Source organism: Nocardia nova (assembly GCF_002933465.1).
GTDB lineage: Bacteria > Actinomycetota > Actinomycetes > Mycobacteriales > Mycobacteriaceae > Nocardia > Nocardia nova_B.
In genome coordinates this window covers 226,139-252,456 of record NZ_PSZE01000007.1, presented here as the reverse complement: position 1 = coordinate 252,456, position 26,318 = coordinate 226,139, and the positions used below count along the sequence as shown (strand labels likewise).

The window sequence follows — 26,318 nt, the reverse complement described above, 5'->3', positions numbered from 1 at the left end:
GATTGGCAAGTCTGATCGCGCGATGTGAAAACGCACCTCCTGGTGGACCTCGACAGAGCTTCCACCTGCGAGTTTGCGGCCGCCTCGATTTTGGACCGACGAAGCGAGGGAGCGCGGCGACTGAGCGGAGGAGGGAAAAATCGAGGCCCGAAGGGTCGCACATCGCGACGGCGAAGCCGTCGCAACTGGCACAGGAGGTGGTTGTCATGGCCGAACGGCCACGCACGCTGGCGGAGAAGGTCTGGGATCAGCATGTCGTCGTACGGGGTGCGGGAGAGGGGGCGCAGCGCGAACCCGATCTCATCTACATCGATCTGCACCTGGTGCACGAGGTCACGAGCCCACAGGCCTTCGACGGGCTGCGGGCGGCGGGTCGCCCGGTGCGCCGGCCGGATCTGACCATCGCGACCGAGGACCACAATGTGCCGACGGTCGATATCGATAAGCCGATCGCGGATCCGATCTCGCGCACCCAGGTGGAAACTCTGCGGCGTAATTGCGAGGAATTCGGCGTCCGGCTGTATCCGATGGGGGATATCGAACAGGGCATCGTGCACGTGGTCGGCCCGCAGCTGGGTTTGACGCAACCGGGTATGACCGTGGTGTGTGGTGATTCGCACACCTCGACCCATGGCGCATTCGGCGCGCTGGCGATGGGTATCGGCACCAGTGAGGTCGAACATGTGATGGCGACGCAGACGTTGTCGCTGCGGCCGTTCAAGACCATGGCGATCAATATCGATGGCCAGTTGCCCCCCGGCGTGACGAGCAAGGACGTGATTCTGGCGGTCATCGCCAAGATCGGCACCGGCGGCGGGCAGGGGTATGTGCTCGAATATCGCGGCGAGGCCGTGCGCGCCATGTCCATGGAGGCGCGGATGACGATGTGCAACATGTCCATCGAGGCCGGCGCCCGGGCGGGCATGGTGGCCCCCGACGAGGTCACCTACGAATTCCTGAAGGGCCGCGAACATGCCCCCACCGGCGCGGACTGGGATGCGGCGGTGGCCGCGTGGGAGGCGCTGAAGACCGATCCGGACGCCACCTTCGATGCCGAGGTGCACCTGGATGCCTCCACCTTGACGCCGTTCGTCACCTGGGGCACCAACCCCGGTCAGGGCGCCCCGCTGGGCGATGTGGTGCCGAACCCGGAGGATTTCGCCGACGAAAACGAGCGAGCGGCCGCCGAGAAGGCACTGACTTACATGGATTTGGAGCCCGGAACTCCGCTTCGTGAGGTGCCCGTGGATACGGTTTTCGTGGGATCGTGCACCAACGGCCGGATCGAGGATTTGCGGGCGGTGGCGGACGTTTTGAAGGGCCGCAAGGTCGCCGACAGCGTGCGGATGTTGATCGTTCCGGGCTCGATGCGGGTGCGCGCCCAGGCTGAATCCGAGGGTTTGGGCGAAATTTTCACCGCGGCGGGCGCGGAATGGCGCCAGGCCGGCTGCTCGATGTGCCTGGGAATGAATCCGGATCAGCTTTCTCCCGGTCAGCGCTGTGCTTCGACATCGAACCGCAACTTCGAGGGACGCCAGGGTAAAGGCAGCCGTACGCATCTGGTTTCGCCGCAGGTCGCGGCTGCCACGGCAGTGCGGGGCCGGTTGTCGGCGCCGGCGGATCTGAACTGACCGGCCGGAATTCACCTCAGGACTACAGGAGCAACTATGGAACCGTTCAAGGTGCACAAGGGGATCGGCGTGCCGTTGCGCCGGTCGAATGTCGATACCGACCAGATCATCCCGGCGGTCTATCTGAAACGGGTGACCCGAACGGGATTCGAGGACGGTCTGTTCGCCGCCTGGCGTTCGGATCCGGGCTTCATTTTGAACACCACCCCGTTCGACCGGGGAAGTGTGTTGGTCGCCGGACCGGATTTCGGTACGGGATCGTCGCGAGAGCATGCGGTTTGGGCATTGATGGACTACGGCTTCCGGGTGGTGATCTCTTCCCGCTTCGCCGACATCTTCCGGGGCAACGCCGGTAAGGGTGGCTTGGTGGCCGCGCAGATGTCACAACATGATGTCGAATTGCTCTGGAAGTTGATCGAAGAACATCCCGGCCTGGAATTGATCGTCGATCTCGAGGCCCGCACTGTGACCGCTGGAACCACCGTGTTGCCCTTCGATATTGACGACTACACCCGGTGGCGGCTGCTGGAAGGTCTGGACGACATCGGACTGACACTTCGGCAGGAAGAGGCCATCGAGCAGTTCGAAAAGGCAAGGCCGTCTTGGAAACCGACCACCATTCCAGCGGCTATTTCACGGGACTGAACTGTCTCGAGTGTTAGCTGAGAGCAACCAATCGAGGTTGCTGCGCGTGTGCCACGCCACATGAAATTTGGCGTGGCACATAGACTCTTGCCCATTCAGGGTTTACCGTGGTACCTAGTCGGTCCGACGACGGGCCATTAGTCTGCGGAGGATTCAATGAACAAGGCGGAACTGATCGATGTTCTGACCGAGAAGTTGGGTACTGACAGGCGCACGGCCACTGCGGCAGTCGAGCACATTGTCGACACGATCGTGCGTGCGGTGAACAAGGGTCAGAGCGTCACAATCACCGGATTCGGTGTATTCGAACAGCGCAAGCGGGCGGCCCGGGTGGCGCGTAATCCCCGAACCGGCGAGACGGTGAAGGTGAAGCCCACTTCGGTGCCCGCGTTCCGCCCGGGTGCGCAGTTCAAAGCGATCATCTCGGGCAAGCAGAAGATCGCGGCGGCCGGCCCGGCCGTGAAACGCGGTGTGGCAGCGCCGGTGTCGGGTGCGGCGAAGAAGACCGCCGCCAAGAAGACCACGGCCAAGAAGACCGCCGCCAAGAAGACCGCGGCGAAGAAGGCGGCCCCGGCCAAGAAGACGACCGCCAAGAAGACGGCCGCGAAGGCGCCTGCGAAGAAGGTGACCACGGCGAAGAAGACGGCTGCGGCCAAGAAGGCTCCGGCCAAGAAGACCACGGCCACCAAGGCGACAGCCAAGAAGACCGCGGCCAAGAAGACGACCGCGGCGAAGACCGCGGCCAAGAAGGCGCCTGCCAAGAAGACCGCTGCCAAGCGCACGGCAACCAAGCGCACCACGCGGCGATAGCAAGTGACGCGACGACAATGACCCCGGTCCGTTCGGTCCGGGGTCATTGCGTTTTCGAGTTCGATGCGTTGTCGGGTTCGATGCGTTGTCGGGCTCGACCGTGTGTTCTCGGATTCAGTGGGTACGCAGGGACCGATCGAGATGATCGGCGGCGACCAGCCGTCCGTCGGCGATCGACAGCACCCATACGCTGCCCTTGCGGTTTCGGGCCGGCGGCAGGGTGAGACCGTCGTCGTCCGCCCAGCATTGCAGCAGATCCGGAATGACCTTGCCCTGACTGCACACGAGCGGAACGACGTCGGGGGAGACCAGTTCCCGCAGCCGAGCCACACCGGCCTGCGGCGCTGCGGCATAACCGCTTTCCGACAGCAGCGGCTCGCGGGTGATATCGAGGCCGAGGGCCTCGGCGACCGGCGCGACGGTCTGCACACAGCGCAGCGGAGGCGCCGAATGGACCGCTCCCGGCCCGAAGGCGAGCAGATTCGGCGTCAGCACCTCGACCTGTGCGCGACCGGCCTTTTCCAGTGGCCGTTCGTCGTCGGGGCCGGTGAATCGGTCGCGGCGGCCCGCTTTCGCATGCCGCACCAGCACCAGGGTCGCGGTATCGGGCGGCACACGCAGGAAATTGCGGATGATTCGGCGATCCATCGGGTAGGAGAGTTGGTCCATCACCCGGTCCACCCGATGCCACCGCAGCTGGTCGACTTCAGCATTCGTGACGAACTCGCCGCCGACGGGTGTGGCCGCCCAATAGTCGACACGCTTGAGTTTGCGATGTCCGGGTACCGGATATGTGACCCGACCGAGATAGCGGCCCAGACGGCAGTTCAGGCCGGTTTCTTCGGTGACTTCGCGTACGGCCGCGACCATTGCGGTTTCGCCCGGGTCGAGCTTTCCTTTGGGCAGCGACCAATCGTCGTATTTCGGCCGGTGCACGAGGGCGACCTCGACCGGACCGCCGCTGCGAGGCCGCCGCCACACCACGGCGCCGGCGGCGATGATGTTGGCGGTCACCCGCGGATCCGAGATGGTGTCGCCCGAGCTGCCGTCACCTGTACCCGCCTCGTCGTCGCTGATCGAACCACCGGCGTCGCCGAGGCGATCGAGGGCGGTGTCGCCGTCCTCCGGCGATCGATCGAAATCTCGTGTCGCCGAGGATTTCACTGCTGGTCCGGCCTCCGCAGTCGCATGAGGAATTCCTGATGGTCGCGCACCTGCACGCCGCGGCCCTCGGCGTCGGCACTCGGCTGGGCCGCCCAGCTGCCGTCGGCCTGCAGCACCCAGCACCGGGTCGCGGCATCGAGTGCGGAATCGAACACCACCGCCAGCCGCTCGCGCAGCTTCGGATCCTTCACCTGCGCCATGACCTCCACGCGCCGGTCGAGATTGCGGTGCATCATGTCGGCGCTGCCGATCCAGTACTCGTCCTGGGCCTGGAAATGCAGGATGCGCGAATGTTCCAGGAACCGGCCGAGAATCGAGCGCACCTCGATGTTGTCGCTCATCCCGGGCACCCCGGGCCGTAGCCCGCAGATGCCGCGCACCACGATCTGCACCGGAACCCCGGCCTGTGACGCGCGATAGAGCGCGTCGATGATCTGCTCATCGACGATGGCGTTGGCCTTGAGGCGAATACGGGCCGGGACGCCCTGGGCGGCCAGTTCCGTTTCGCGCCGGATCCGCTCCACGATGCCCGAGCGCACGCTGCTCGGCGCGACCAACAGGTTGCGGTAGTTGGCCTTTCGCGAATAGCCGGTCAGCGAGTTGAACAGGTCGGTCAGGTCGGCGCCGATCTCCGGTGCCGCCGTGAGGAGTCCGACGTCCTCGTAGAGCCGCGCGGTCTTCGGGTTGTAGTTGCCGGTCCCGATATGGCAGTAGCGGCGGATGGTGGCGCCCTCGCGGCGCACCACCAGACAGGTCTTGCAGTGCGTCTTCAGGCCGATGAGGCCGTAGACCACGTGCACGCCCGCCTGTTCCAGTGCGCGCGCCCATTTGATGTTGGCCTGTTCGTCGAATCGGGCCTTGATCTCGACCAGCGCGACGACCTGCTTACCCGCCTCCGCGGCGTCGATCAGCGCGTTGACGATGGGTGAGTCGCCGGAAGTGCGGTAGAGCGTCTGTTTGATGGCCAGCACCTGCGGATCGGCCGCGGCCTGTTCGATGAAGCGCTGCACACTGGTGGAGAACGAATCGTAGGGGTGGTGCACCAGCACATCGCCCTCGCGCAGCGCGGCGAAAACGTTTCTCGGCGTTTCTCTTTCACCGAATGCGGGCGGGGTGGCCGGAACGTACGGCGCGGCCTTGAGCAGCGGCCGGTCGACGCCGTAGACCTGCCACAGGCACGACAGGTCGAGCAGGCCGGGCACCTGGATCACATCGCCCGGGTCGACGTCGAGTTCACGCAGCAGCAACTCGAGCATGTGCTCGGTCATATCGTCGGAAACTTCCAGGCGCACCGGAGATCCGAAGCGGCGCCGGGCCAGTTCCCGCTCGAGTGCCTGCAGCAGGTCCTCGTCGCGGTCCTCGTCGACCTCGAAGTCGGCGTTGCGCGTGATGCGGAACGAATGGTGTTCCACCACTTCCATTCCCGGGAACAGCTGATCGAGGTGGGCGGCGATCAGATCTTCCATCGGCAGGAATGCGGCCAGCTGGGTCAGTGCGGCGGCATCGGAATCGCGACGCCCCCCGGAGGTTTCGGTGCGGGTGCGACGCACCCGGACGAAGCGGTCGACGTTGTCGGGCACCTTCACGCGGGCGAAATGCTCACCGCCGGTCTCGGAATCCTTCACCGTGACAGCCAGATTCAAACTCAGGCCGCTGATGTAGGGGAAGGGATGGGCGGGATCGACGGCGAGCGGGGTCAGCACCGGGAACACCTGGTCGAGGAAGTACCCCGACAGCCGGCGGCGTTCGTCGTCGTCCAGATCCGCCCAGCCGATGATGGCGATACCGTCGTCGGCCAGCGCCGGGCGCACATGGTCGAGGAAGACCCGGGCATGCCGCCCGGCCAGTTCCTGGGTGCGCTCGGCGATGAGGGTGAGCTGTTCGGTGGGGGACAGGCCGTCGGCGGAGCGGACCGAGAGTCCGGCCTCGGCGCGGCGTTTGAGGCCGGCCACCCGCACCATGTAGAACTCGTCGAGATTCGAGGAGAAGATGGCGAGGAATTTCGCGCGTTCCAAGAGCGGTTCCGAGGGATCCTCGGCCAGGGCCAGCACGCGGGCGTTGAAATCCAGCCAGCTCAGTTCTCGGTTGAGGTAGCGATCGGCGGGCAACTGTGCCGCGGCGGCCGGGGTGGGCGGTGGCGTGGCCGCCGGCGGGGCCGCCGGTAGCCGGGGCTGTTGCGGGACGGTCTCCGTTTCGCTCACGCTCACGATCATTCCTTACGGCTCGGGTGGCGTCGTGCCCGACACCACCGTTGTGCGCCCTCTCATAGAGGCCTGGCGATCATCTAGCACACATGTGACGGTGCGGCGCACCTCCGTATGAGGTTCTCGTGAACACCTACCGGCCAGCCGATGTCGCGCACCAGCGCCGCGGTGGCCGTGCCGACGCCGAGCGACAGCGCGCGGTCGAGATCCTCGGCGGTGTCGACGTCCAGGCGCAGACCTGGCCAGTGGCCGGCCACGTCGACCGCACCCGATTCCCGGTGCCGGCGCGCGGAATCAGCTCCGAAGCGGGGCATCAGGGGCGCGGAATCGGCCGCCGCGGACAGTGCGAGCGAATCCGGCGCGTGGGTGTGGGCCGCCGTGCGGACGAGCAGGGCCGCGGTGCCCCGGCCGGTGTGGTCGACGATCACGGAGCGACCGGTGGCCGGTGCGGCGGCGAGCATCGACCGCAGCTCCTCGGGGTGCACGGCCGGCAGATCGGCCTGCAGCGCAAGCAGATCGACGGCGCCGTGGCGCTCGCGCACGGCCGCGGCGGCGGATGCCAATGCGGTGTTCAGGCCGTCGGTGTCCGCGAGAGGCCGTGCGGGATCGGTGGGCGCCGGCGTACCGGCGAGGGCTGTCGCGGACGGGTCCGGATGGACCGTCGCACCGAGCTCGCGCACGACCGTCGCGACGCGCTGGTCGGGTGTCACCACTGTGACCGAGCCCAGTCCGGCGGCCAGGGCAGCGGCGACCGTATCCGACAGCATGGCCAGCACCAGCCGCGAGCGTTCACCGGCCGGCAATCGGTCGGCGAGTCGGCTCTTGGCTCGGTCGAGGTGCTTGACCGCGATCACGGCGTGGACGGCATCCGGACGCATGCGTTCATGGTCGCACGTCCCGGGTGGCCGCAGGCTGCGAGCAGTGACCCATCGAACACGCGAACCCCGAGTACCGGATACTCGCGCGGCGGCGAGTGGCATATTGAAACGATGACGAGGGCGGCAGTGATGGGTGCGGGATCCTGGGGTACCGCATTCGCGAAAGTGCTCAACGACGCGGGTACCGAGGTCACGATGTGGGCGCGACGGTCCGAGATCGCGAAGGCCGTGGCGACCGAGCACCGTAACCCTGGCTATCTGCCCGACGTGTGGCTCGACGGGATCGCGGCGACCGACGATTTCCGGGTGGCCCTCGACGCCGCGGACATCGTCGTGCTGGCGGTCCCGTCCCAGTCCTTGCGTCCCAATCTCGCGCAGTGGCGCGCGGCCATCCGCTCCGACGCGACGCTGCTGAGTCTGGCCAAGGGCATCGAAACCGGAACCCTGATGCGGATGAGCGAGGTCATCGCGGAGGTGACCGGTGCGGATCCCGGGCGCATCGCGGTGCTGTCGGGCCCGAATCTGGCCCGCGAGATCGCCGCCGAACAGCCGGCCGCCTCCGTGGTCGCCTGCTCCGATGCCGCCCGTGCGGAGGCGGTGCAGCATTCCTGCGCCACCGGCTATTTCCGGCCCTACACCAACACCGACGTGATCGGCTGCGAGATCGGCGGCGCGTGCAAGAACGTGATCGCGCTGGCCTGCGGGATCGCCGCGGGCATGGGACTGGGCGACAATTCCGTCGCCAGTCTCATCACCCGCGGGCTCGCCGAGATCATTCGACTGGGTGTGGCCCTGGGTGCGAATCCGGTCACGTTCGCGGGTCTGGCCGGGGTGGGCGATCTGGTGGCAACCTGCACCTCGCCGCTGTCGCGTAACCGGTCCTTCGGCCATGTGCTGGGTGCGGGCGGGTCGATGCGGGCCGCGCAGGACGCGACGCACGGGCAGGTCGCGGAGGGCGTGAAGTCCTGTACCTCGATCCGCGCGCTGGCCGAGACCCACCATGTGGAGATGCCGCTGACCACCGCGGTGCACCAGGTCTGTCATGAGGGGCTCTCGGTTTCCGATGCCGTCGGGCAATTACTCGGTCGGCGGATCAAACCGGAATGAATCATTTCGGTCCGGCCGGGGTACGGTTCGGACTATGACAAACCGGATCAGGGTTGCGGTGGTGTTCGGTGGCCGCAGCAACGAGCACGCGGTGTCGTGCGTTTCGGCCGGCATGGTGCTGACCAACCTGGATCCCGAACGCTACGAAGCGGTGCCCATCGGCATCACCCGCGAGGGCGCCTGGGTCCTCAGCGGCGCCGATGCGCGCGCACTCGCCATCCGCGAACGCGCCCTGCCCACGGTCGACTCGACCGGCACCGTGCTGACCCTGGCCGCCGATCCGAGCCGCTCAGGCGCCCTGGTCGCGCTCGACGGCGCCGAAGCGGTGCTCGGCGTGGTCGACGTGGTGTTCCCGGTACTGCACGGGCCGTGGGGTGAGGACGGCACCCTGCAGGGGCTGCTGGAGCTGGCGGGTGTGCCCTACGTGGGCCCCGGCGTGCTGGCCAGCGCCACCGGCATGGACAAGGAGTTCACCAAGAAACTGCTTGCCGCGGAAGGACTTCCGGTCGGCACGCAGGTGGTGCTGCGCCCCGGTACCGATACCGTGAGCGAGGCCGACCGGGACCGGCTCGGCCTGCCCGTGTTCGTCAAACCCGCGCGCGGGGGTTCCTCGATCGGCATCACCAAGGTGGAGGACTGGATCGATCTCGATTCGGCGATCGCCGCGGCCCGCCTGCACGATCCGAAGGTGATCGTGGAAGCCGCCATCGTCGGCCGCGAAGTCGAGTGCGGGGTACTGGAATTCCCGGACGGCCGGGTGCAGGCCAGCGTGATCGCCGAAATCCGCATGCCGGGCGACGACGTTACCGAGAGCGAAACCGCTTCCGGCGCACCGCAATTCTACGATTTCGACACCAAGTACCTCGACGATGTGTGCGAGTTCGATATTCCGGCCAAGCTGGACGACGATATGTCGCAACAGATCCGGGAGCTCTCGGTGCGGGCGTTCCGGGCGCTGGACTGCCAGGGTCTGGCTCGGGTCGACTTCTTCGTCACCGAATCCGGACCGGTGATCAACGAGATCAACACCTTGCCCGGATTCACCTCCATCTCCATGTATCCGCGCATGTGGGATGCCACCGGAATCGACAATCGCACCCTGATCACCACCTTGATCGAGACGGCACTGAGCCGGGGCACCGGACTGCGCTGAGCGGCGGCGCGGCCCGCGTAATCTGGCTGGGGTGATGCTCGCGATGACTCTGCCCGGGTTGGCGCTGCTGATCATCGCGGTCGCCTTCGCCGAATTCCCATGCACCGGGAGAGTCCAGGGGACGGGACTCCCGGTGAGGCGGAGATAGATCTGAGCACCGGCCGGGCCCGCCTGCCTCGCGCCTGATCCGGGGCGCCGCCGGCGGCGTCCCGGCCGTCCTGTGCGGCAACGGCTTTCAGTTCGGAACAGGGTTCGGATCGAGTGGCTTCGCCGGCACGGTCTTGACGATCGTATTCGAAATCTCCTGCAGCGGAGAGGGACCCGCCTTGGCAGGCATGGTCACGGCGATATAGGTGCCGCGGTCCACCGCGTACCAGGTGCCCGAGGTCACGCCGCTGGTCTGATCGCGCACCTCGAACCAGTTCACGCCGTTGACCACCTGCAGGGCGGACGCCGTGTTGAATTCCAGTGGCCGGTCCAGGCCGCAGCGCAGCACGATCGGATCACCGCCGCCCGGCAACTGCCAGGCCGCGGTCGCGGGCGGAGCCGGTTGGGCGAGTTCGGAGGTGGTGTAGTCGTCGCCGAGTGACGCCGGCAGTGCGGCCAGCAGGGTGGTGCAATCCTGGCTCGACGCGGCGGGCGCCGGTACCGAACCCAGCGCCAGCGGCTCGCGACCGGCGGATTGTCGGGACATGGCCGCGATGACGAGGACGACGACAATCAGCGCTACCGGAAGTGCGACGGCGGTCGCGATCAGCGCTGGATGCAGTTGCGGGCCGGAGTCGTCGGAGGCCTGCTCGGCGGCGGTCTCGATGTCCGACGAGGCGTCGCGGTCGGAATCGCCGCGCTCGGTGGGCTCGGACTCGGCCGACTGCGACTCGGAAGACTCGGCCGCATCCGCGTCCGTGCGGTCGGCCGCGGCCGGAAGGCCGGGCGCGGACTCCGGTCGGTCGGGCTGCGGAGTGTCCGCCGTCGGCCGGTCCGTCTCGCTACTCATCCGGGATTCGTCTCCACTCGTGCCGGGCAGGGCGTCGCGCCTGGCTGATTGTCCGCAAATGCGTGTTCGAGGGTATCGAACGGCCGCCGGCGCGATACCGCGGCGTCCGGCCGATGCCGACCTCCGACGAACCGGACCCGCTGCGTCGCGGTCTCGGCAACCTCGCCCCGATGCGGGCCGGTGCCGCTGCCCAGGCACAGGGTAGCGTCGGAGTGTGGTGTCCCCGGTGACATGACCGGGTGTGGAGAAGGAGAGCGACATCACCGAGAACGGCCCGCGCACCGTGCGCGACCTGGGCGAATTCGCACTGATCGAACGGATGAACGCCGGGCGTTCGTTCGGTGGCGGCGTCGAGCTGGGGCCCGGGGACGATGCGGCGGTGGTGGCGGCCCCGGCCGGGCGATACGTGGTCAGCACGGACATGCTCGTGCAGGATCGGCATTTCCGGCTGGACTGGTCGCGTCCGGAGGACATCGGGGCCAAGGCGATCGCGCAGAACGCCGCCGACGTGGTCGCGATGGGTGCCGCGCCCAGCGCGTTCGTGGTGGCGCTGGGCTGTCCCGCCGAGACGGCGGTGACGTTCGTCGACGGGTTGGTCGACGGTATGTGGGTGGAGGCGCGGCGGGCCGGGGCATCGATCGCCGGGGGCGATGTGGTGCGCAGCCCCCAGGTGGTGATCTCGGTGACCGCGTTCGGTGATCCGCGAGGTCGGGCAGTGCTGCGCTCAGGGGCGCGCGACGGCGATATCGTCGCGGTCGCCGGCCGGCTCGGTTGGTCGGCGGCCGGATTGGCGGCCCTGTCGGCCGGTGCTGCCGGCGCCGAGCGATTCGCCGATGTGATTGCCGCCCACCGGGTTCCGCGGCCGCCGTATTCGGCCGTGCTGGAGCTGCCGGACGCCACGGAGATCACCGCGATGACCGATGTCTCCGACGGACTGCTCGCGGATCTGTCTCATATCGCCGAATCCTCCGGTGTGGCGGTCGATGTCGACTCGGCGGCCGTGGCGGATCCGGCGCTGTCGCCGGTCGCGGACGCGCTGCACGCCGACCCGCTCGGCTGGGTGCTCACCGGCGGTGAGGATCATGCCTTCGTCGCCACCTTCGGGGCCGGCACCGCGATCCCGCCGGGCTGGCGGACGATCGGCCGGGTGTGCACCGGCTCCGGCGTTTTCGTCGACGGAGCGCGGTGGTCGGGGCCGCTGGGCTGGGAGTCGTTCGGAGGGGGTGAATAACGGTGCGGCCCGATGACGCGACGCCGGGTGGGTGGCGTGACGACGCCGAGCCGCGGCGACTATCTTTTCCCGACATGGGCGCGAAACCACTGCCGCAGATCATCGATACGGGCTGGGCCGAGGCATTGGAACCGGTGACCGACCGGATCACCGAGATGGGCGAGTTCCTGCGGGCGGAAAATGCCGCCGGACGCGGATACTTCCCCAAGGGAGAGAACGTCTTACGCGCCTTCACCCGCCCCTTCGACAAGGTGCGCGTGCTGATCGTCGGACAGGACCCGTATCCGACCCCCGGTCATGCGATGGGCTTGAGTTTCTCGGTGGCGCCGGATGTTTCGCCGGTACCGCGCAGCCTGGCCAACATCTTCTCCGAATATTCGCGCGATCTCGGCCATCCGACTCCGTCGTGCGGTGACCTCTCGCCGTGGTCGGATCAGGGTGTGCTGCTGCTGAACCGAGTGCTGACGGTCTCGCCCGGCCGGCCCGCATCGCATCGGGGCAAGGGCTGGGAAGCGGTGACCGAGCAGGCAATTCGCGCGCTCGTGGCCCGCGAGCAGCCGCTGGTGGCGATTCTGTGGGGCCGCGACGCCTCGACGTTGAAGCCGATGCTCGGCGATGTCCCGATCATCGAATCCGCCCATCCCTCACCGCTGTCGGCCTCGCGCGGTTTCTTCGGTTCGAGGCCTTTCTCCCGCACCAACGAATTGCTCGGTACATTGGGGGCCGCCCCGGTCGATTGGCGCTTGCCCTGACCGCGGCGTAACAGTTCGAGCGAAACAGGAGCAGATGCATGCAGATCACATCCGTGCGCGGTGCCGTAGTCGCCGTCGCCGCCGGTGCGGCGGTCCTCGGCGCACCCGCGATAGCGCAGGCCGCCGGCCTGCCGCTGGAGCCGGCCACCCCGCAGGAAGAGGTCACCACCACTCAGCACGCGGGACCGGTGCTGGCCCTGTGGGATCCGCAGACGGGTTCGTCGTCGCTGTCGTCCAACGTCAATGCGCGCGGTCTGTGCATCTTCCAGAGCATCAGCGCACAGGGCGGACTCGACTGCTTCAACGGCGCCCGGTAACCGGGCGGCGGGCGATCATCCGGATCTCGCTCGCCAGGGAGAACGGTTCGATTCGGCGGGCCTCGTCGGCGGCGAATCCGAACTTTCGATAGAAATTCCGGGCGCGTGGATTCTCCTCGAACACCCATAGCACGGTGTCGGTGTCGGGGAGGAGAATCGCACGCAGCAATTCCTGTGCGACTCCGGTGCCATATCGGTCGGCCCGGACATAGAGCGCATACAGTTCCCGATCGGCGACGCGCGGTTCGTCGCGAGGCGGGCCGGCGTGTGCGAATCCGAGGACGCGGTCGCCGGGGGCGCGGGTGTCGTCGACGGCCAGCACGATGGTGTGGGCCGTTCGATCGGTCGTCGCGCTCTCGTCGATCGAGTCGATGAGCGCGGCCCACCGGGCGGTGCGGCGGTCGACGTCGAAGGCGGCGAGCACGTGGTCGGGCACCAGGCCGCGGTAGGCCTCACGCCACGATTCGATATGGCAGATCGCCAGGTCACGGGCGTATTCGGTGGACGCCGACGCGATCCGTGGACGGTGCGGGTTCACCATCGCGTCGCACCGGGTGACCATATGACGCCGAGTGACCACATGACAACGCCCCGGTCACCCTGTGGGTGCGCCGGGGCGTTGAAGATGTCTACGCAGCTCAGCCGCGAACAACCTTTCCGGCCTTCAGGCAGGAGGTGCAGACGTTCATGCGGCGGGTGTTGCCGGGGGCAACCTGCGCACGAACGGTCTGGATGTTCGGGTTCCAGCGACGGTTGGTGCGCCGGTGCGAGTGCGAAACCGACTTACCGAAGCCGGGGCCCTTGGCGCAGACGTCGCAGACGGCAGCCATAGTCGCGAGCTCCTTCATGTCATGGGGGACCGCTGTCGGGGAGACAGCCTGTCCGGAAACTTTATCCTCAATGCCTACCAGCGCTACCGCCGGTCAACGCGACCGGGCAGCGGCCGCGTGAGGCAACCCTGCAAGAGTAGCGGCCGGTCGTATTCGATGTCCAATCGCCCCGGGGCTCGCCGCGCGCACCGATCCGCGGCCGCCTCGTCTTCGCCGCCGGATCCCCGTCCGTACCGGGCTTCGCGTGTCGAGGCTGTCGGTGTGGACGACTACCCTGGCTGGCGGATTCGACGGTGTGATCGCGGTGGCGGGAAGGACGGTGACGTGCGCGGGGTCCGGGAGAGGCTCGATGCGGCCGCACTGCGGCAATGGGGTGCGCTGTGTGTGGAACACCTGCTCGCCCATCGCGAGGAGATCAACGCGCTGAACGTCTTCCCGGTGGCCGATTCCGACACCGGAACCAATCTACTCATCACCATGCGCGCCGCGCTCGCCGCGACGGAGATACCCGGCGCCGCCGATGTGCCCGCCGCTGATGTACCCGCCGCCGATGTGCCCGCCGCCGATGCGCCCGACCCGGCCGATCTGCCTGACGATGCCGCCGGTCTGCTCGGAGCCATGGCCCGGGCCGCGACCGCCGCGGCGTGCGGGAATTCGGGCATCATCCTGTCGCAGGTCCTGCGGGGGCTGGCCGAATCCGCCGATCGCGACGGTCTCACCGCGGCCACGCTGCGTAACGCGTTGCGCCGGGCGGCGGTACTGGTCCGGGAATCGCTGAGCGAACCGGTCGAGGGCACCATGCTCACCGTGCTGGAGGCGGCCGCGGACCGCGCCGAGGACTGTGCGGAGGCGGCGGTCGCGGCGGTGGCCGTCGCCGCCGCCGACGGCGCGGTGAAGGCGCTCGGTGAGACACCGTCGCAACTGGTCGTGTTGCGTGCGGCCGGTGTGGTCGATGCCGGGGCGCGCGGGCTGCTGGTACTGCTGGACGCCCTGGTGGAGGTGTGCACCGGGAGCGCGCCCGCCCGTCCGGTCTACCGGGTGACCGATTCCGCCCCTGCGCGGCGGGCCGCCGGGCCGATGCGACGCGATGCTCCCCGTGACGACTCACCCACCGGGCGGGCGAACGACACCGCGGCGCAGGCGGATTCGCCGAAGCGTCCCGAGGGCGCCCGGCCGGATGCGCTCGCCGGCGACGGTTCCGTCGCGAGTCGCGGGGTACCGGCGCGCTTCGATCGCGCGCACCTCACGAGTACCCGGTCGCAAACGAAAGATGCTGTGCTGCCGGTGATCTCGCCGCCGAGTGAATCCGGCACGGAGGCGGTCCGGCGCGCCGGTGAGGAGTCCGGCCGGCGGAATCGGCCGAGCGTGCCGCAGTACGAGGTCATGTACCGGATCGGCGAGACCGATCCGGCGCGTATCGACCGGCTGCGTCGCGCCCTTGCCGCGCTCGGAGATTCGGTGGTCGTCGTAGGCGACGGCGAGGGCAGCTGGTCGGCGCACGTGCATTGCGCCGATGCCGGTGCCGCGGTGGAGGCGGGCCTCGCCGCCGGCGCCCTCGGCAACATCCGGATCGAGGGGTTGTTCGGCACGTCCGTTGCCGCGCAAGGACAGTCCGATCGAGGCATTCTCGCGATCGCCACCGGCGCCGGGGCGGTGCGGTTGTTCGAGGACTCCGGGGCGGTCGTGCTCACCGGTGCGGTGACCGCCGACCGGCTGCTGGCCACCATTCGCGCGATGCCGCAGCGGGAGGTGCTGGTGCTGCCTAACGGGGCGCTGCCCGCGCCGGAGCTGGTGGCGATCGGTATGGCCGCCCGGGACGGGTGGCGCGAGGTGATGATGTTGCCCAGCGGCTCCATGGTGCAGGGGCTGGCGGCCCTCGCCCTGCACGACAGCGGCAGCCTGGCCGTCGACGATGCGCTGACGATGTCGCAATCGGCAGCCAGTACCCGGTGGGGCGCGGTGCGCGTCGCCACCGAACGCGCGCTGACCATGGTCGGCACGTGCGAACGGGGCGACGGTCTCGGCCTGGTCGGTCACGACGTGGTCGTCATCGATCCGGACCTGCGCCGGGCCGCCCGCACCCTGCTCGATCGCATGCTCGGGCTAGGCGGGGAACTGGTGACGCTGCTGCTGGGCGCGCAGGCGCCCGCCGGATTGGCCGACGAGCTCACCACACATATCACCACGGAATTTCCCGGCGTCGAGGTCGTCACCTACGACGGCGGACAGGCTGTGGACCTGGTCCAGATCGGGGTGGAGTAGATGGCGACACTGAGCGACCGGCTCGATCACGTGCTGGGGGTGAAGGCGGCCGAACCGCTGGCCGACGCCTTCGATATGCATATCGTCGAGGATCTGCTGCGCCACTATCCGCTGCGCTACGCCACCCAGGGGCAGCCGCTCACCGAGGAGGCCCCCGAGGAGGGCGCCCACATCACGGTGGTGGGCCGGGTGAGAAAGACCGAACTGCGGCCGATGCGGCAGCGCCGCGGCAAACTGCTCAAGGTGGAACTGGACACCGGCTCCGCGAAACCGGTGGAGATCACCTTCTTCAACGGTGACAAGGTGAGTTACCTTGTCAAACAGGGTGTCCGGGCCATGATGTCGGGCACCGTGCACTGGTGGCGGCCGGATCGCTGGAATCTGTCGCATCCCTCGTATCTGATCCTGCCCGAGACCGCCGAATCGGTGGACAGCCTCACCTCCGTCCGCGGCGGCGGCGCCCTGCGCGGACTAGCGGAGAGTGCGAAAGGTGCCGGGGGAGTGGATATCTCGTTCTTCGAACGGGAGTACATTCCGGTATATCCGGCGACCGCCAAGGTGCAGAGCTGGGACATCCTGGCGTGTGTGCGGCAGGTGCTCGACCAACTCGATCCGATCGACGATCCGTTGCCGGCGGATCTTCGCGAGGACCACGAACTGCTGCCCGTCTCGGATGCGCTGCGGCTGATCCACCTGCCCGAACACAAATCCGATATCGACCAGGCCCGGCAGCGGCTGCGTTTCGACGAGGCGCTGGCGCTGCAGCTGGTACTGGCCCAACGCCGCCACGACGCGGCCGGGCGCACCGCGCGGCCGTGCCCGCCGCGCTCCGACGGCATCGCCGCCGAATTCGAACAGCGCCTGCCGTTCGAGCTGACGGCCGGCCAGAACAAGGTGATCGCCGAGATCTCCGGCGACCTGTCGCGCCCGCATCCCATGCATCGGCTGCTGCAGGGTGAGGTCGGTTCCGGTAAGACCATCGTCGCCCTGCACGCGATGCTGCAGGTGGTCGACGCCGGACTGCAGTGTGCGCTACTGGCGCCGACGGAAGTCCTTGCCGCCCAGCATTATCGGTCGCTGCGGTCCATGCTCGGCGATCTCGGTGCGGCGGGCGAACTGGGCGCCGCCGACCGGGCCACCAAGGTGGTGCTGCTGACCGGTTCGATGTCGGCGAGTGCGAAGAAGGCGGCACTGCTGGACGTGGTGACCGGGACGGCCGGCATCGTGATCGGCACGCACGCGCTGATTCAGGACGCGGTCGAATTCTTCGACCTGGGCATGGTGATCGTCGACGAACAGCACCGATTCGGCGTGGAGCAGCGAGATGCCTTGCGCGCCAAAGCGAAAGACGGCATCACCCCGCATCTGCTGGTGATGACCGCGACGCCGATTCCACGCACCATCGCGATGACCACCCTCGGTGATCTGGAAACCTCCACCCTGACCGAGCTGCCGCGCGGGCGCTCACCGATCACCACCCGGGTGGTGCCCGCCCGGATGAAACCGGCGTGGGTCGAGCGCGCCTGGGAGCGGATCCGCGAGGAGGTGGCGGCGGGCCGGCAGGCGTACGTGGTGTGCTCCCGCATCGGCGACGAGGAGGACGACGGCGCACCGAAGAAGGGCGCCAAGTCGAAAGGCAAGAGCCGGAAACAAGCCGACGAGGGCACGGGTGAGGCGCCGGCTACCCACGCCGCGATCGACGTCTTCGACACGCTGCGCACCGGGCCGCTGGCCGACCTGCGTCTGGGCTTATTGCACGGCCGGCTCCCGACCGACGACAAAGACCGCGTGATGCGCTCGTTCAACGACGGCGATATCGACGTGCTGGTCTGCACCACGGTCGTCGAGGTAGGCGTCGACGTGCCCAACGCGACCGTCATGGTCATCGTGGACGCCGATCGGTTCGGCGTCAGCCAGCTGCATCAGCTGCGCGGCCGGGTGGGCCGTGGCAAGCATCCGGGTCTGTGCCTGCTCATCACCGAAACCTCGCCGATGGGTACGGCCATGGCGCGGCTGGAGGCGGTGGCCGGCACGCTCGACGGTTTCGAACTGTCGGTGCTCGATCTGCGGCAGCGGCGGGAGGGCGATGTGCTGGGTTCCGCGCAGTCGGGTACCGCGCGCTCCCTGAAACTGCTCTCGTTGCTCGACGATCTCGACGTCATCACCACCGCCCAGGTGCTGGCGCGGGAGGTCGTGGACGCCGATCCGGGGCTGACCGACCATCCGGGCTTGGCAAATATGATGCATGCCGCCGTCGACTCCGAGCGGCTGGAATATCTGGCGAAGTCCTGATCACCGAATCGCGGGCGGATACGGCAGATCGACGCTGGAGTTCTCGGTGACCGCCAGCGGGCGGCCGATCTGTGGGAACGCACGCTGCGGACAGGCGGGCCGCTCGCACACCTTGCATCCGGCGCCGATCGGCACCGCGGCGGCGGGTTCGTCGAGTTGCAGGCCTTGCGAGTACACCAGCCGATCGGCGTATTCGATATCGCAGCCCAGCCCGACCGCGAACTCCTTGGTGGCGGTGCCGAATCCATGCGGACTGGGATAGGTCGTGCGCGCGATCCACAGATAGCGCCGGCCGTCCGGCATGGCCGCGACCTGCGTGAGGATCCGGCCGGGATGTGAGAACGCCTCGTGCACCACCCACAGCGGGCAGCTGCCGCCCACCCTGGAGAAGTGAAATGCGGTGGCGGACTGCCGTTTCGAGATGTTGCCCGCGCGGTCGGTGCGGACGAAGAAGAACGGCACCCCGCGCTGTCCCTGCCGCTGCAGGGTGCTCAGCCGGTGGCAGACCGTCTCGAAGCCGACCTCGAATCGCAGCGAGAGCAGATCGATGTCGTAGGACAGTTCCTCGGCCGAGCGCAGGAACTTGCCGTACGGCAGCACCACCGCACCCGCGAAATAGTTGGCCAGCCCGACCCGGGCCAGGGCCCGCGATTCGCCGACCAGCGACGGTGTGGCGTCGAGGACCTCGTCGAGCAGATCGCCGTGCAGCAGGAAGGCGAGGGTGGTGGCGATCTGGAATGCCCGCTGACCGGGGCGCAGCCGGCGCGCGAGGATCAGGGTGCGGGTCTCGGGGTCGTAGCGCCGTTTCGGGATTGCCGGGTCGGCGCCGTCGCCGCGGACCAGAACAGTGACGCCGGCCCGCTCCTCGGCGACGCGGGCCAGTTGGCGATCGATGGATCCGATGGTCAGACCGCATTCGTCGAACAGTCGTTCAGCGGCCAGATCCAGCTGGGGAATGTGGTTGTGGTGGTCGTAGAAGAAGTCGCGCACATCCTCGTAGGGCATCGGGACGCCGGGCGTACCGGCGGGGGTGGCGACCTTCGACGACAAGAGATCGAGCTGATCGGTGGTGGCGCGCAGACGGCGATGCATGGCGACGATGGTCTTGGCGACCTCCGGTAGGCGGGTGGCGAGGTCCTCGACCTCCGCAGCCGGCGGGGCGGTACCGCCGGCCGCTTCCACCAGCACCTCGTGCAGGTCCGAGACCAGCCGCGCGTCGGAGTCGGCGGCGAAGAACTGCACATCCAGATCGAAGGTCGAATTGAGTTTCAGGAGAACGGGAATCGTCAGAGGCCGCTGGTCACGTTCCAGCTGATTGAGATAGCTGGGCGAAAGCTCCAACGACTTGGCCAGGGCGGCCTGGGTCATCCGTCGTTCTTCGCGCAACCGCCGTAACCGGGCACCCGCATACATCTTGCGCACGCCGCAGATGCTACCTTTCCGCCTTCGCAATCATTGCAATTTCGCTACTCGGCACGCACAAAAATCTGCTGTTGCAAGGAGTTTTGATCAACTTCGGTGATGCGTAGCGTGCGAAGTTGCGGCCGGATCCGGTAGGTGCACGGTAGCGGAAGCGCTGCTCGGGGGTGGTGAACTACCGAGTGGAAAAGGTTGCCGGAAAGGCTGCTGGGCCAAGTGCGGGATTTCGGCATTCGCCGCGACAACCGGCCGGCGCCGCCCGCGGACCCGGCACGGGATTCGCATTCGGACGACCGGTCGCGATCGCGGCCCGTCCCGCCGGTCGGCGACCCGCATGCGGCGAGTCGCCGACCGGGCCGAATCAGCGCACCAGCGCGGCCGCCTCGACCATATTGCGCAGCGACGCCTCCACCTCGGCGCGGCCGCGGGTCTTGAGGCCGCAGTCCGGATTCACCCACAACCGCTCCGCCGGAACGGCTTTCATCGCTTCACGCAGTGAGTTCTCGATCTCGGCCACACTCGGAACCCGCGGTGAGTGGATGTCGTAGACACCGGGCCCGATACCGAGCGCGTACCCGGCGGCGATGAGATCGTCGAGGATCTCCATATGCGAGCGCGCCGCCTCCACGGATGTGACATCGGCGTCCAATGCCGCGATGGCGCCGATGATCTCGCCGAATTCCGAGTAGCACAGATGGGTGTGGATCTGGGTGTCGTCGCGAACCCCGGCGGTGGCCAGGCGGAACGCGCCCACCGCCCAGTCCAGGTACCGCTGCTGATCACCGCGGCGCAGCGGCAGCAGCTCGCGCAGCGCGGGCTCGTCGACCTGGACGATACGGATTCCGGCGGCCTCCAAGTCCACCGTCTCGTCCCGAATGGCCAGCGCCACCTGCCGCGCGGTCTCGGCGAGCGGCTGATCGTCGCGCACGAACGACCACGCCAGTATCGTGACCGGGCCGGTGAGCATGCCCTTGACCGGCTTGCCGGTCAGCGATTGGGCGTAGGTGATCCACTCGACGGTCATCGGCCCGGTGCGAACGACATCGCCGTAGAGGATCGGCGGGCGCACGCAGCGGGTGCCGTAGGACTGCACCCAGCCGTTGTCGGTGGCGGCGAATCCATCGAGTTGTTCGGCGAAGTACTGGACCATGTCGTTGCGCTCGGGTTCACCGTGCACGAGGACGTCGAGCCCCAGATTCTCCTGGAGCGCAACCACATCCGCGATCTCGGCGCGCATCCGCTCGCGATACTGCGCGTCGTCGATCGCGCCGGCGCGCAGCTCGGCGCGGGCGGTGCGGATCGCGGTGGTCTGCGGAAAGGAGCCGATCGTGGTTGTGGGCAGCAGCGGCAGGCGCAGCTGTGCGCTCTGCAGCTCGCGACGGCGGCGCGCCGGTGCCCGCCGCGCTCGATCCTCGCCGAGGCCGGCGAGCCGGGCCCGCACAGCCGCGTTCTGCAGGCGCGGATCGCGGTGGCGGCTCTCGATCGCGGCGCGCGATGCGGCGAGCTCCGCGGCGACCGCGACGGTGCCCGCACCGACCGCGTGCGCCAATATCCGCACCTCGTCCATCTTCTCGGCGCCGAACGCCAGCCACGATCGCAGCACCGGATCCAGGCCGGACTCCGCGGCCAGCGAATACGGCACATGTAGCAGCGAGCTCGAGGTCGAGACCGCCAGCGCGCCGACCGAACCCAGCAGGGTCGCCAGCTCACTCAGCGCCGCTTCCAGGTCCGTGCGCCAGATATTGCGGCCGTCTACCACTCCGGCGACCACCAGCTTGTCCGCCAGGGCGGGGACCGCCGCGACCTCGGAAACGGTAGTGCCGGAACGGAAATCCAGCGCCACGCCCTCGACCGGCGTGGCGGCCAGGGCGCTCAGTGCGGGGCCCGGGGAGCCGAAGTACGTGGCCACCAGGATGCTCGGCCGCCGGTCCCCGGCGCTCAGTTCGGCGTAGGCGGTGCGCACGGTGTCGAGCTCGGCCTCGGAGAGGTCGCACACCAGGGCCGGCTCGTCGATCTGGACCCAGACGGCGCCCGCGTCGGCAAGTCGGTCCAGCAGGTCGCGGTAGAGCGGGATCAGCTCGGCCAGCCGGTCCATCGGCGCGACGCCGTCGACACCCTTGGACAGGGCCAGGAAGGTCACCGGGCCGATCACCACCGGGCGCGCGGGAATGCCCAGCTCACGCGCCTCGCGCAACTCGCCCAACAGGGTCGACGGGTCGAGGGCGAATCGGGTGTCCGGGCCGATCTCCGGCACCAGATAGTGGTAGTTGGTGTCGAACCATTTGGTCATCTCCAGCGGTTCGCTGCCCTCGGCGCCGCGCGCGGCCGCGAAATAGCGATCCAGCCGATCGCCGATGCCGGCCACCCGCGGCGGCAGCGCGCCCAGCATGACCGCGGTATCGAGCATCTGGTCGTAGAACGAGAAGGTGCCCACCGGTACCGCGTCGAGTCCGGCGGCCTGCGCTGCCGACCAGCCCTGCGCGCGCAGCTGCCGGGCGACGCGTTCGAGTTCGGCGGCGTCGATCCGTCCGGCCCAATAGCTTTCGACGGCACGTTTGAGTTCGCGCCGCGGCCCGATGCGCGGCAGGCCCAGAACCGTTGCGGTGAAACGAGTATGCGTTGTGACAGTCACGGTGTTCTCCAAACTGGAAGCCACAGATCACCGCCGCACGACGGACGAAGCCCCGAAAAACACTGCCGCACCGGATTTCCGGTGTGCCACGGGTCCGTCCGCCCGATCCACGAGGCGGTGACCGCCGGATACGGCGTATCCGGCACAACCGGCAGGTCTTCGGACTCACAGGCATCGGTCGTGCGGACCGGTCCGGAGGGGCCCCGGATGTCGCCTACTGGCCGTCGCTTCCCGGAAGGGATCCAGTGCTCATGACGGCGGTCGTTCCTGTTCACCGCTGCGGGACAGTCCCGGATTCTCACCGGGTTCCCTCTCGCCGGCCCGCGAGGACCGGTTTCGACGCTGCGCGCGACGCTCGGGGCTCCAACTCGTCGACGGCAGCGAACCAGCTGCGTTACCGAGCCTAATCGACCGCGATCGGCAAGGAAACGCCGGCCGCCCAGCCGCAGATGTTTTCGCTGGAAGAACACAACTTCGCAGACTCGCCGATCCGGTTTGTGAGGATGGCTGCGAAGCCGTATTCACTGTTCGGCCCAGCTCGCCGGGCAGGTACCTTTATCGAATGTTCTCCAAAGTGCTGGTCGCCAACCGCGGGGAAATCGCCATCCGTGCCTTCCGTGCCGCTTACGAACTCGGCATCGGCACCGTGGCGGTTTTCCCCTACGAAGATCGCAACTCGGTGCATCGCCTCAAGGCCGACGAGTCGTACCAGATCGGTGTCCCCGGACATCCGGTGCGCGCCTACCTCTCGATTCCCGAGATCATCAGCGCCGCCAAGTCCGCCGGCGCCGATGCGGTCTACCCCGGCTACGGCTTCCTGTCGGAGAATCCGGACCTCGCCGCGGCGTGCGCGGCCGAGGGCATCACCTTCATCGGCCCCTCGGCCGAGGTGCTCGAACTGACCGGTAACAAGGCGCGGGCCATCGCGGCGGCGAAGGAGGCCGGGCTTCCGGTGCTGAACTCCAGCGCGCCCTCGGCCGATGTCGAGGAGCTGCTGCGGGCATCGGAGGAGATGGAATTCCCGGTGTTCGTGAAGGCGGTCGCCGGCGGTGGCGGTCGCGGTATGCGCCGGGTGGCGGATCGGGTGCAGCTGCGCGAGGCGATCGAGGCCGCGATGCGCGAGGCGGAATCGGCGTTCGGGGACGCGACGGTCTTCCTCGAGCAGGCCGTGATCAACCCGCGGCATATCGAGGTACAGATCCTGGCCGATCAGCACGGCAACGTCATGCATCTGTTCGAGCGCGACTGTTCGCTGCAGCGGCGGCATCAGAAGGTGATCGAGCTGGCGCCCGCGCCGAATCTGGATCCCGCACTGCGCGAACGTATGTGCGCGGACGCGGTGGCGTTCGCGCGCCAGATCGGGTACTCGTGCGCGGGCACCGTGGAGTTCCTGCTCGACGAGCGCGGCCATCACGTGTTCATCGAGATGAACCCGCGGATCCAGGTCGAGCACACGGTGACCGAGGAGATCACCGACGTGGATCTGGTGCAGTCGCAGTTGCGCATCGCGTCCGGGGAGTCGCTGGCGGATCTGGGGCTGAGTCAGGACAGCGTGTCGATTCACGGTGCCGCGCTGCAGTGCCGGATCACGACCGAGGATCCGGCCAACGGATTCCGTCCCGACACCGGCCGCATCACCGCCTACCGCTCGCCCGGCGGCGGTGGCATCCGGCTCGACGGCGGTGCGAATCTCGGCGCCGAGGTCGGCGCCCACTTCGACTCCATGCTGGTCAAGCTGACCTGTCGCGGTCGCGACTTCGGCGCGGCGGTGGCGCGGGCCCGGCGCGCGGTGGCGGAATTCCGCATCCGCGGCGTGGCCACCAACATCCCGTTCCTGCAGGCCGTTCTCGACGATCCGGATTTCCGGGCCGGACGGATCACCACCTCGTTCATCGACGAGCGCCCGGAGTTGCTGACCCAGCGCGGTTCGGCCGACCGCGGAACCCGCATTCTGCGCTATCTGGCGGATGTGACGGTGAACAAGCCGCACGGTGAGCGGCCGACGGCGGTATATCCGCACGACAAGCTGCCGGCGATCGATCTGAGTGCGCCGCCGCCGGACGGCACCCGGCAGCGGTTGCTGGAGCTGGGGCCCGAGGGGTTCGCGCGGTGGATGCGGGAGCGCGACGCGGTCGGCGTCACCGACACCACGTTCCGTGATGCCCATCAGTCGCTGCTCGCGACGCGGGTGCGCACGCGCGGTCTGCTGACGGTGGCTGGGCACGTGGCGCGGATGACCCCGGAACTGCTGTCGGTCGAATGCTGGGGTGGCGCGACCTACGATGTGGCGCTGCGCTTCCTGTACGAGGACCCGTGGGAGCGGCTGGCGGCGCTGCGGGAGGCGATTCCGAACATCTGTCTGCAGATGTTGCTGCGTGGGCGCAACACCGTCGGTTACACGCCGTATCCGGAGCAGGTGACGCGGGCGTTCGTGCGCGAGGCCACCGATACGGGTATCGACATCTTCCGGATCTTCGACGCGCTGAACAATGTGGATCAGATGCGGCCGGCGATCGACGCGGTACGTGAGACCGGGACCGCGCTGGCCGAGGTCGCGATGTCCTACACCGGTGATCTGTCGAATCCGGACGAGAACCTCTACACCCTCGACTACTACCTGAAGCTCGCCGAGCAGATCGTCGAGGCCGGCGCGCACGTGATCGGCATCAAGGACATGGCCGGGCTGTTGCGGGCGCCGGCGGCGCACACGCTGGTGACGGCGCTGCGCAGCAACTTCGATCTGCCGGTGCACGTGCACACCCACGACACCCCGGGCGGCCAGCTCGCCACCTACCTGGCCGCCTGGCAGGCCGGCGCCGACGCCGTGGACGGGGCGAGCGCGCCGATGGCCGGCACCACGAGCCAGCCCGCGCTCTCGGCGATCGTCGCCGCGGCAGCGCATTCGCCCTACGACACCGGGCTGCGCCTCGATGCGGTCTGCGACCTCGAGCCGTATTGGGAGGCGTTGCGAAAGGTGTACGCGCCCTTCGAATCCGGGTTGCCGGGGCCGACGGGCCGGGTATATCACCACGAGATTCCGGGCGGGCAGCTGTCGAATCTGCGGCAGCAGGCCATCGCGCTCGGGCTGGGCGATCGGTTCGAGGAGGTCGAGGCGAAATACGCGGCCGCCGACCGGCTGCTGGGCCGGCTGGTGAAGGTCACCCCGTCCTCCAAGGTGGTCGGTGACCTCGCGTTGTCACTGGTCGGGTCGGGGGTGGACGTGGAGGATTTCGCCACCGACCCGGCGCGCTACGACATTCCGGACTCGGTTATCGGTTTCCTGCGTGGCGAACTCGGCACCCCGGCGGGTGGCTGGCCCGAACCCTTCCGCAGCCGCGCTCTCGAAGGTCGCGGCCCGGCGAAGCCGGAAGTGCCGCTGACCGCCGAAGACGCCGCGGCACTGGACGGTTCGTCCCAGCAGCGCCGAGAGACGTTGAACCGGTTGCTGTTTCCCGCTCCCACCGCGGAATTTCTGGCGCATCGGGAGAAGTACGGCGACACCACCGGCTTGTCTGCGAACCAGTTCTTCTATGGTCTGCGCCACGGTGAGGAACACCGCGTCGAACTGGAGAAGGGCGTCACCCTGCTCATCGGCCTCGAGGCGATCTCGGAGCCGGACGAGCGCGGTATGCGGACGGTGATGTGCATCCTCAACGGGCAGCTGCGTCCGGTACAGGTGCGCGACCGCTCGATCGCCAGCGAGGTTCCGGTGGCGGAGAAGGCCGACAAGAACAACGCCGGTCACATCGCCGCACCCTTCGCCGGTGTCGTCACGCTGACCGTCGGCGAGGGCGACACGGTCGCCGCCGGCGACACGGTCGGCACCATCGAGGCCATGAAGATGGAAGCCGCCATCACCGCACCCCGCGCCGGCGTCGTCGCCCGGGTCGCGATCGGCACGGTGCAGCAGGTCGAAGGCGGCGACCTGCTGGTGGAACTGCGCATGAACGAGACATCGGCCGAATGACGATGCCGGTCAGCCACAGTGGGGCGC

The 26,318-nt window shown here is 68.2% G+C and carries 19 protein-coding genes and 1 riboswitch; of the genes, 11 read left to right on the top strand and 8 right to left on the bottom strand.

Annotation, left to right across the window (positions count from 1 at the left end):
• Positions 1 to 206 precede the first annotated feature (206 nt).
• From leuC to C5E41_RS11520, 3 genes are all read left to right on the top strand, one after another.
• Positions 207 to 1,631, top strand: a complete 1,425-nt coding sequence (gene leuC / locus C5E41_RS11530; RefSeq protein ID WP_104375782.1) for a 3-isopropylmalate dehydratase large subunit — start codon at positions 207 to 209, stop codon at positions 1,629 to 1,631.
• A 36-nt stretch (positions 1,632 to 1,667) separates the two neighbouring features.
• Positions 1,668 to 2,276: a 3-isopropylmalate dehydratase small subunit gene (gene leuD, locus C5E41_RS11525; RefSeq protein ID WP_104375781.1), complete on the top strand. Its 609-nt coding sequence runs from the start codon at positions 1,668 to 1,670 to the stop codon at positions 2,274 to 2,276.
• A gap of 156 nt (positions 2,277 to 2,432) precedes the next feature.
• Positions 2,433 to 3,086, top strand: a complete 654-nt coding sequence (locus C5E41_RS11520; protein WP_104375780.1) for an HU family DNA-binding protein — start codon at positions 2,433 to 2,435, stop codon at positions 3,084 to 3,086.
• Positions 3,087 to 3,200: 114 nt separating this feature from the next.
• Here the strand turns inward: C5E41_RS11520 and C5E41_RS11515 are convergent, their stop codons facing one another.
• The 3 genes from C5E41_RS11515 to cofC all read right to left on the bottom strand — a co-directional run bounded on the left by C5E41_RS11515 (position 3,201) and on the right by cofC (position 7,332).
• A complete protein-coding gene (locus C5E41_RS11515; protein WP_104375872.1) occupies positions 3,201 to 4,100 on the bottom strand; it encodes an NUDIX hydrolase in 900 nt (299 codons plus the stop codon).
• Between the two features lie 146 nt (positions 4,101 to 4,246).
• The gene (locus tag C5E41_RS11510; protein WP_104375779.1) at positions 4,247 to 6,463 is read right to left on the bottom strand and encodes an RNA degradosome polyphosphate kinase; all 2,217 of its coding nucleotides are present in this window, start codon (positions 6,461 to 6,463) and stop codon (positions 4,247 to 4,249) included.
• Positions 6,464 to 6,534: 71 nt separating this feature from the next.
• Positions 6,535 to 7,332, bottom strand: a complete 798-nt coding sequence (gene cofC / locus C5E41_RS11505; RefSeq protein ID WP_104375778.1) for a 2-phospho-L-lactate guanylyltransferase — start codon at positions 7,330 to 7,332, stop codon at positions 6,535 to 6,537.
• 111 nt (positions 7,333 to 7,443) lie between these two features.
• Here cofC and C5E41_RS11500 point away from each other — a divergent pair, with 111 nt between their 5' ends.
• Entirely contained in the window at positions 7,444 to 8,439 is a 996-nt protein-coding gene (locus C5E41_RS11500) for an NAD(P)H-dependent glycerol-3-phosphate dehydrogenase (RefSeq protein ID WP_104375777.1), read from the top strand.
• 34 nt (positions 8,440 to 8,473) lie between these two features.
• Positions 8,474 to 9,592, top strand: a complete 1,119-nt coding sequence (locus C5E41_RS11495; RefSeq protein WP_104375776.1) for a D-alanine--D-alanine ligase family protein — start codon at positions 8,474 to 8,476, stop codon at positions 9,590 to 9,592.
• Between the two features lie 235 nt (positions 9,593 to 9,827).
• Here C5E41_RS11495 and C5E41_RS11490 read toward each other — a convergent pair whose 3' ends face one another.
• On the bottom strand, positions 9,828 to 10,406 hold the full coding sequence (locus C5E41_RS11490; RefSeq protein WP_439956537.1) for a DUF3515 domain-containing protein: 579 nt from the start codon (positions 10,404 to 10,406) through the stop codon (positions 9,828 to 9,830).
• A gap of 424 nt (positions 10,407 to 10,830) precedes the next feature.
• Here C5E41_RS11490 and C5E41_RS11485 point away from each other — a divergent pair, with 424 nt between their 5' ends.
• From C5E41_RS11485 to C5E41_RS11475, 3 genes are all read left to right on the top strand, one after another.
• The gene (locus C5E41_RS11485; RefSeq protein WP_258080904.1) at positions 10,831 to 11,820 is read left to right on the top strand and encodes a thiamine-phosphate kinase; all 990 of its coding nucleotides are present in this window, start codon (positions 10,831 to 10,833) and stop codon (positions 11,818 to 11,820) included.
• 74 nt (positions 11,821 to 11,894) lie between these two features.
• Positions 11,895 to 12,572, top strand: a complete 678-nt coding sequence (locus tag C5E41_RS11480; protein WP_104375774.1) for a uracil-DNA glycosylase — start codon at positions 11,895 to 11,897, stop codon at positions 12,570 to 12,572.
• A 38-nt stretch (positions 12,573 to 12,610) separates the two neighbouring features.
• Positions 12,611 to 12,889: a hypothetical protein gene (locus C5E41_RS11475; protein ID WP_104375773.1), complete on the top strand. Its 279-nt coding sequence runs from the start codon at positions 12,611 to 12,613 to the stop codon at positions 12,887 to 12,889.
• On the opposite strand, the gene C5E41_RS11470 is transcribed toward C5E41_RS11475, so the two are convergent.
• Both C5E41_RS11470 and rpmB read right to left on the bottom strand, forming a co-directional pair.
• Positions 12,873 to 13,430, bottom strand: coding sequence for a GNAT family N-acetyltransferase (locus C5E41_RS11470; protein ID WP_104375870.1), 558 nt, complete (start codon positions 13,428 to 13,430; stop codon positions 12,873 to 12,875). The genes C5E41_RS11475 and C5E41_RS11470 overlap by 17 nt on opposite strands.
• A 97-nt stretch (positions 13,431 to 13,527) precedes the next feature.
• Complete coding sequence (gene rpmB / locus C5E41_RS11465) at positions 13,528 to 13,719, bottom strand: 50S ribosomal protein L28 (RefSeq protein ID WP_011210730.1); 192 nt, start codon at positions 13,717 to 13,719, stop codon at positions 13,528 to 13,530.
• 261 nt (positions 13,720 to 13,980) lie between these two features.
• Here rpmB and C5E41_RS11460 point away from each other — a divergent pair, with 261 nt between their 5' ends.
• The gene (locus tag C5E41_RS11460; RefSeq protein ID WP_258080903.1) at positions 13,981 to 15,981 is read left to right on the top strand and encodes a DAK2 domain-containing protein; all 2,001 of its coding nucleotides are present in this window, start codon (positions 13,981 to 13,983) and stop codon (positions 15,979 to 15,981) included.
• Entirely contained in the window at positions 15,982 to 18,273 is a 2,292-nt protein-coding gene (gene recG, locus C5E41_RS11455) for an ATP-dependent DNA helicase RecG (protein ID WP_104375772.1), read from the top strand. It begins immediately after the preceding gene.
• Here the strand turns inward: recG and C5E41_RS11450 are convergent, their stop codons facing one another.
• Together C5E41_RS11450 and metE are read right to left on the bottom strand one after the other, a co-directional pair.
• Positions 18,274 to 19,695 (bottom strand): short-chain fatty acyl-CoA regulator family protein, encoded by a 1,422-nt coding sequence (locus tag C5E41_RS11450; RefSeq protein ID WP_181063203.1) that lies wholly within the window; start codon positions 19,693 to 19,695, stop codon positions 18,274 to 18,276.
• 358 nt (positions 19,696 to 20,053) lie between these two features.
• The gene (metE, locus tag C5E41_RS11445; RefSeq protein WP_104375867.1) at positions 20,054 to 22,324 is read right to left on the bottom strand and encodes a 5-methyltetrahydropteroyltriglutamate--homocysteine S-methyltransferase; all 2,271 of its coding nucleotides are present in this window, start codon (positions 22,322 to 22,324) and stop codon (positions 20,054 to 20,056) included.
• Between the two features lie 133 nt (positions 22,325 to 22,457).
• Positions 22,458 to 22,674: riboswitch (cobalamin riboswitch) on the bottom strand.
• 212 nt (positions 22,675 to 22,886) lie between these two features.
• On the opposite strand from metE, the gene C5E41_RS11440 reads away from it, so the two are divergent.
• Entirely contained in the window at positions 22,887 to 26,291 is a 3,405-nt protein-coding gene (locus C5E41_RS11440; RefSeq protein WP_104375771.1) for a pyruvate carboxylase, read from the top strand.
• The last annotated feature ends 27 nt before the right edge of the window (positions 26,292 to 26,318 follow it).

Coding starts and splice junctions, on each gene's coding strand:
- leuC (WP_104375782.1), top strand. CDS start 207: ATGGCCGAACGGCCACGCACGCTGGCGGAGAAGGTCTGGGATCAGCAT.
- leuD (WP_104375781.1), top strand. CDS start 1,668: ATGGAACCGTTCAAGGTGCACAAGGGGATCGGCGTGCCGTTGCGCCGG.
- C5E41_RS11520 (WP_104375780.1), top strand. CDS start 2,433: ATGAACAAGGCGGAACTGATCGATGTTCTGACCGAGAAGTTGGGTACT.
- C5E41_RS11510 (WP_104375779.1), bottom strand. CDS start 6,463: ATGATCGTGAGCGTGAGCGAAACGGAGACCGTCCCGCAACAGCCCCGG.
- cofC (WP_104375778.1), bottom strand. CDS start 7,332: ATGCGTCCGGATGCCGTCCACGCCGTGATCGCGGTCAAGCACCTCGAC.
- C5E41_RS11500 (WP_104375777.1), top strand. CDS start 7,444: ATGACGAGGGCGGCAGTGATGGGTGCGGGATCCTGGGGTACCGCATTC.
- C5E41_RS11495 (WP_104375776.1), top strand. CDS start 8,474: ATGACAAACCGGATCAGGGTTGCGGTGGTGTTCGGTGGCCGCAGCAAC.
- C5E41_RS11480 (WP_104375774.1), top strand. CDS start 11,895: ATGGGCGCGAAACCACTGCCGCAGATCATCGATACGGGCTGGGCCGAG.
- C5E41_RS11475 (WP_104375773.1), top strand. CDS start 12,611: ATGCAGATCACATCCGTGCGCGGTGCCGTAGTCGCCGTCGCCGCCGGT.
- C5E41_RS11470 (WP_104375870.1), bottom strand. CDS start 13,430: ATGGTGAACCCGCACCGTCCACGGATCGCGTCGGCGTCCACCGAATAC.
- rpmB (WP_011210730.1), bottom strand. CDS start 13,719: ATGGCTGCCGTCTGCGACGTCTGCGCCAAGGGCCCCGGCTTCGGTAAG.
- recG (WP_104375772.1), top strand. CDS start 15,982: ATGGCGACACTGAGCGACCGGCTCGATCACGTGCTGGGGGTGAAGGCG.
- C5E41_RS11440 (WP_104375771.1), top strand. CDS start 22,887: ATGTTCTCCAAAGTGCTGGTCGCCAACCGCGGGGAAATCGCCATCCGT.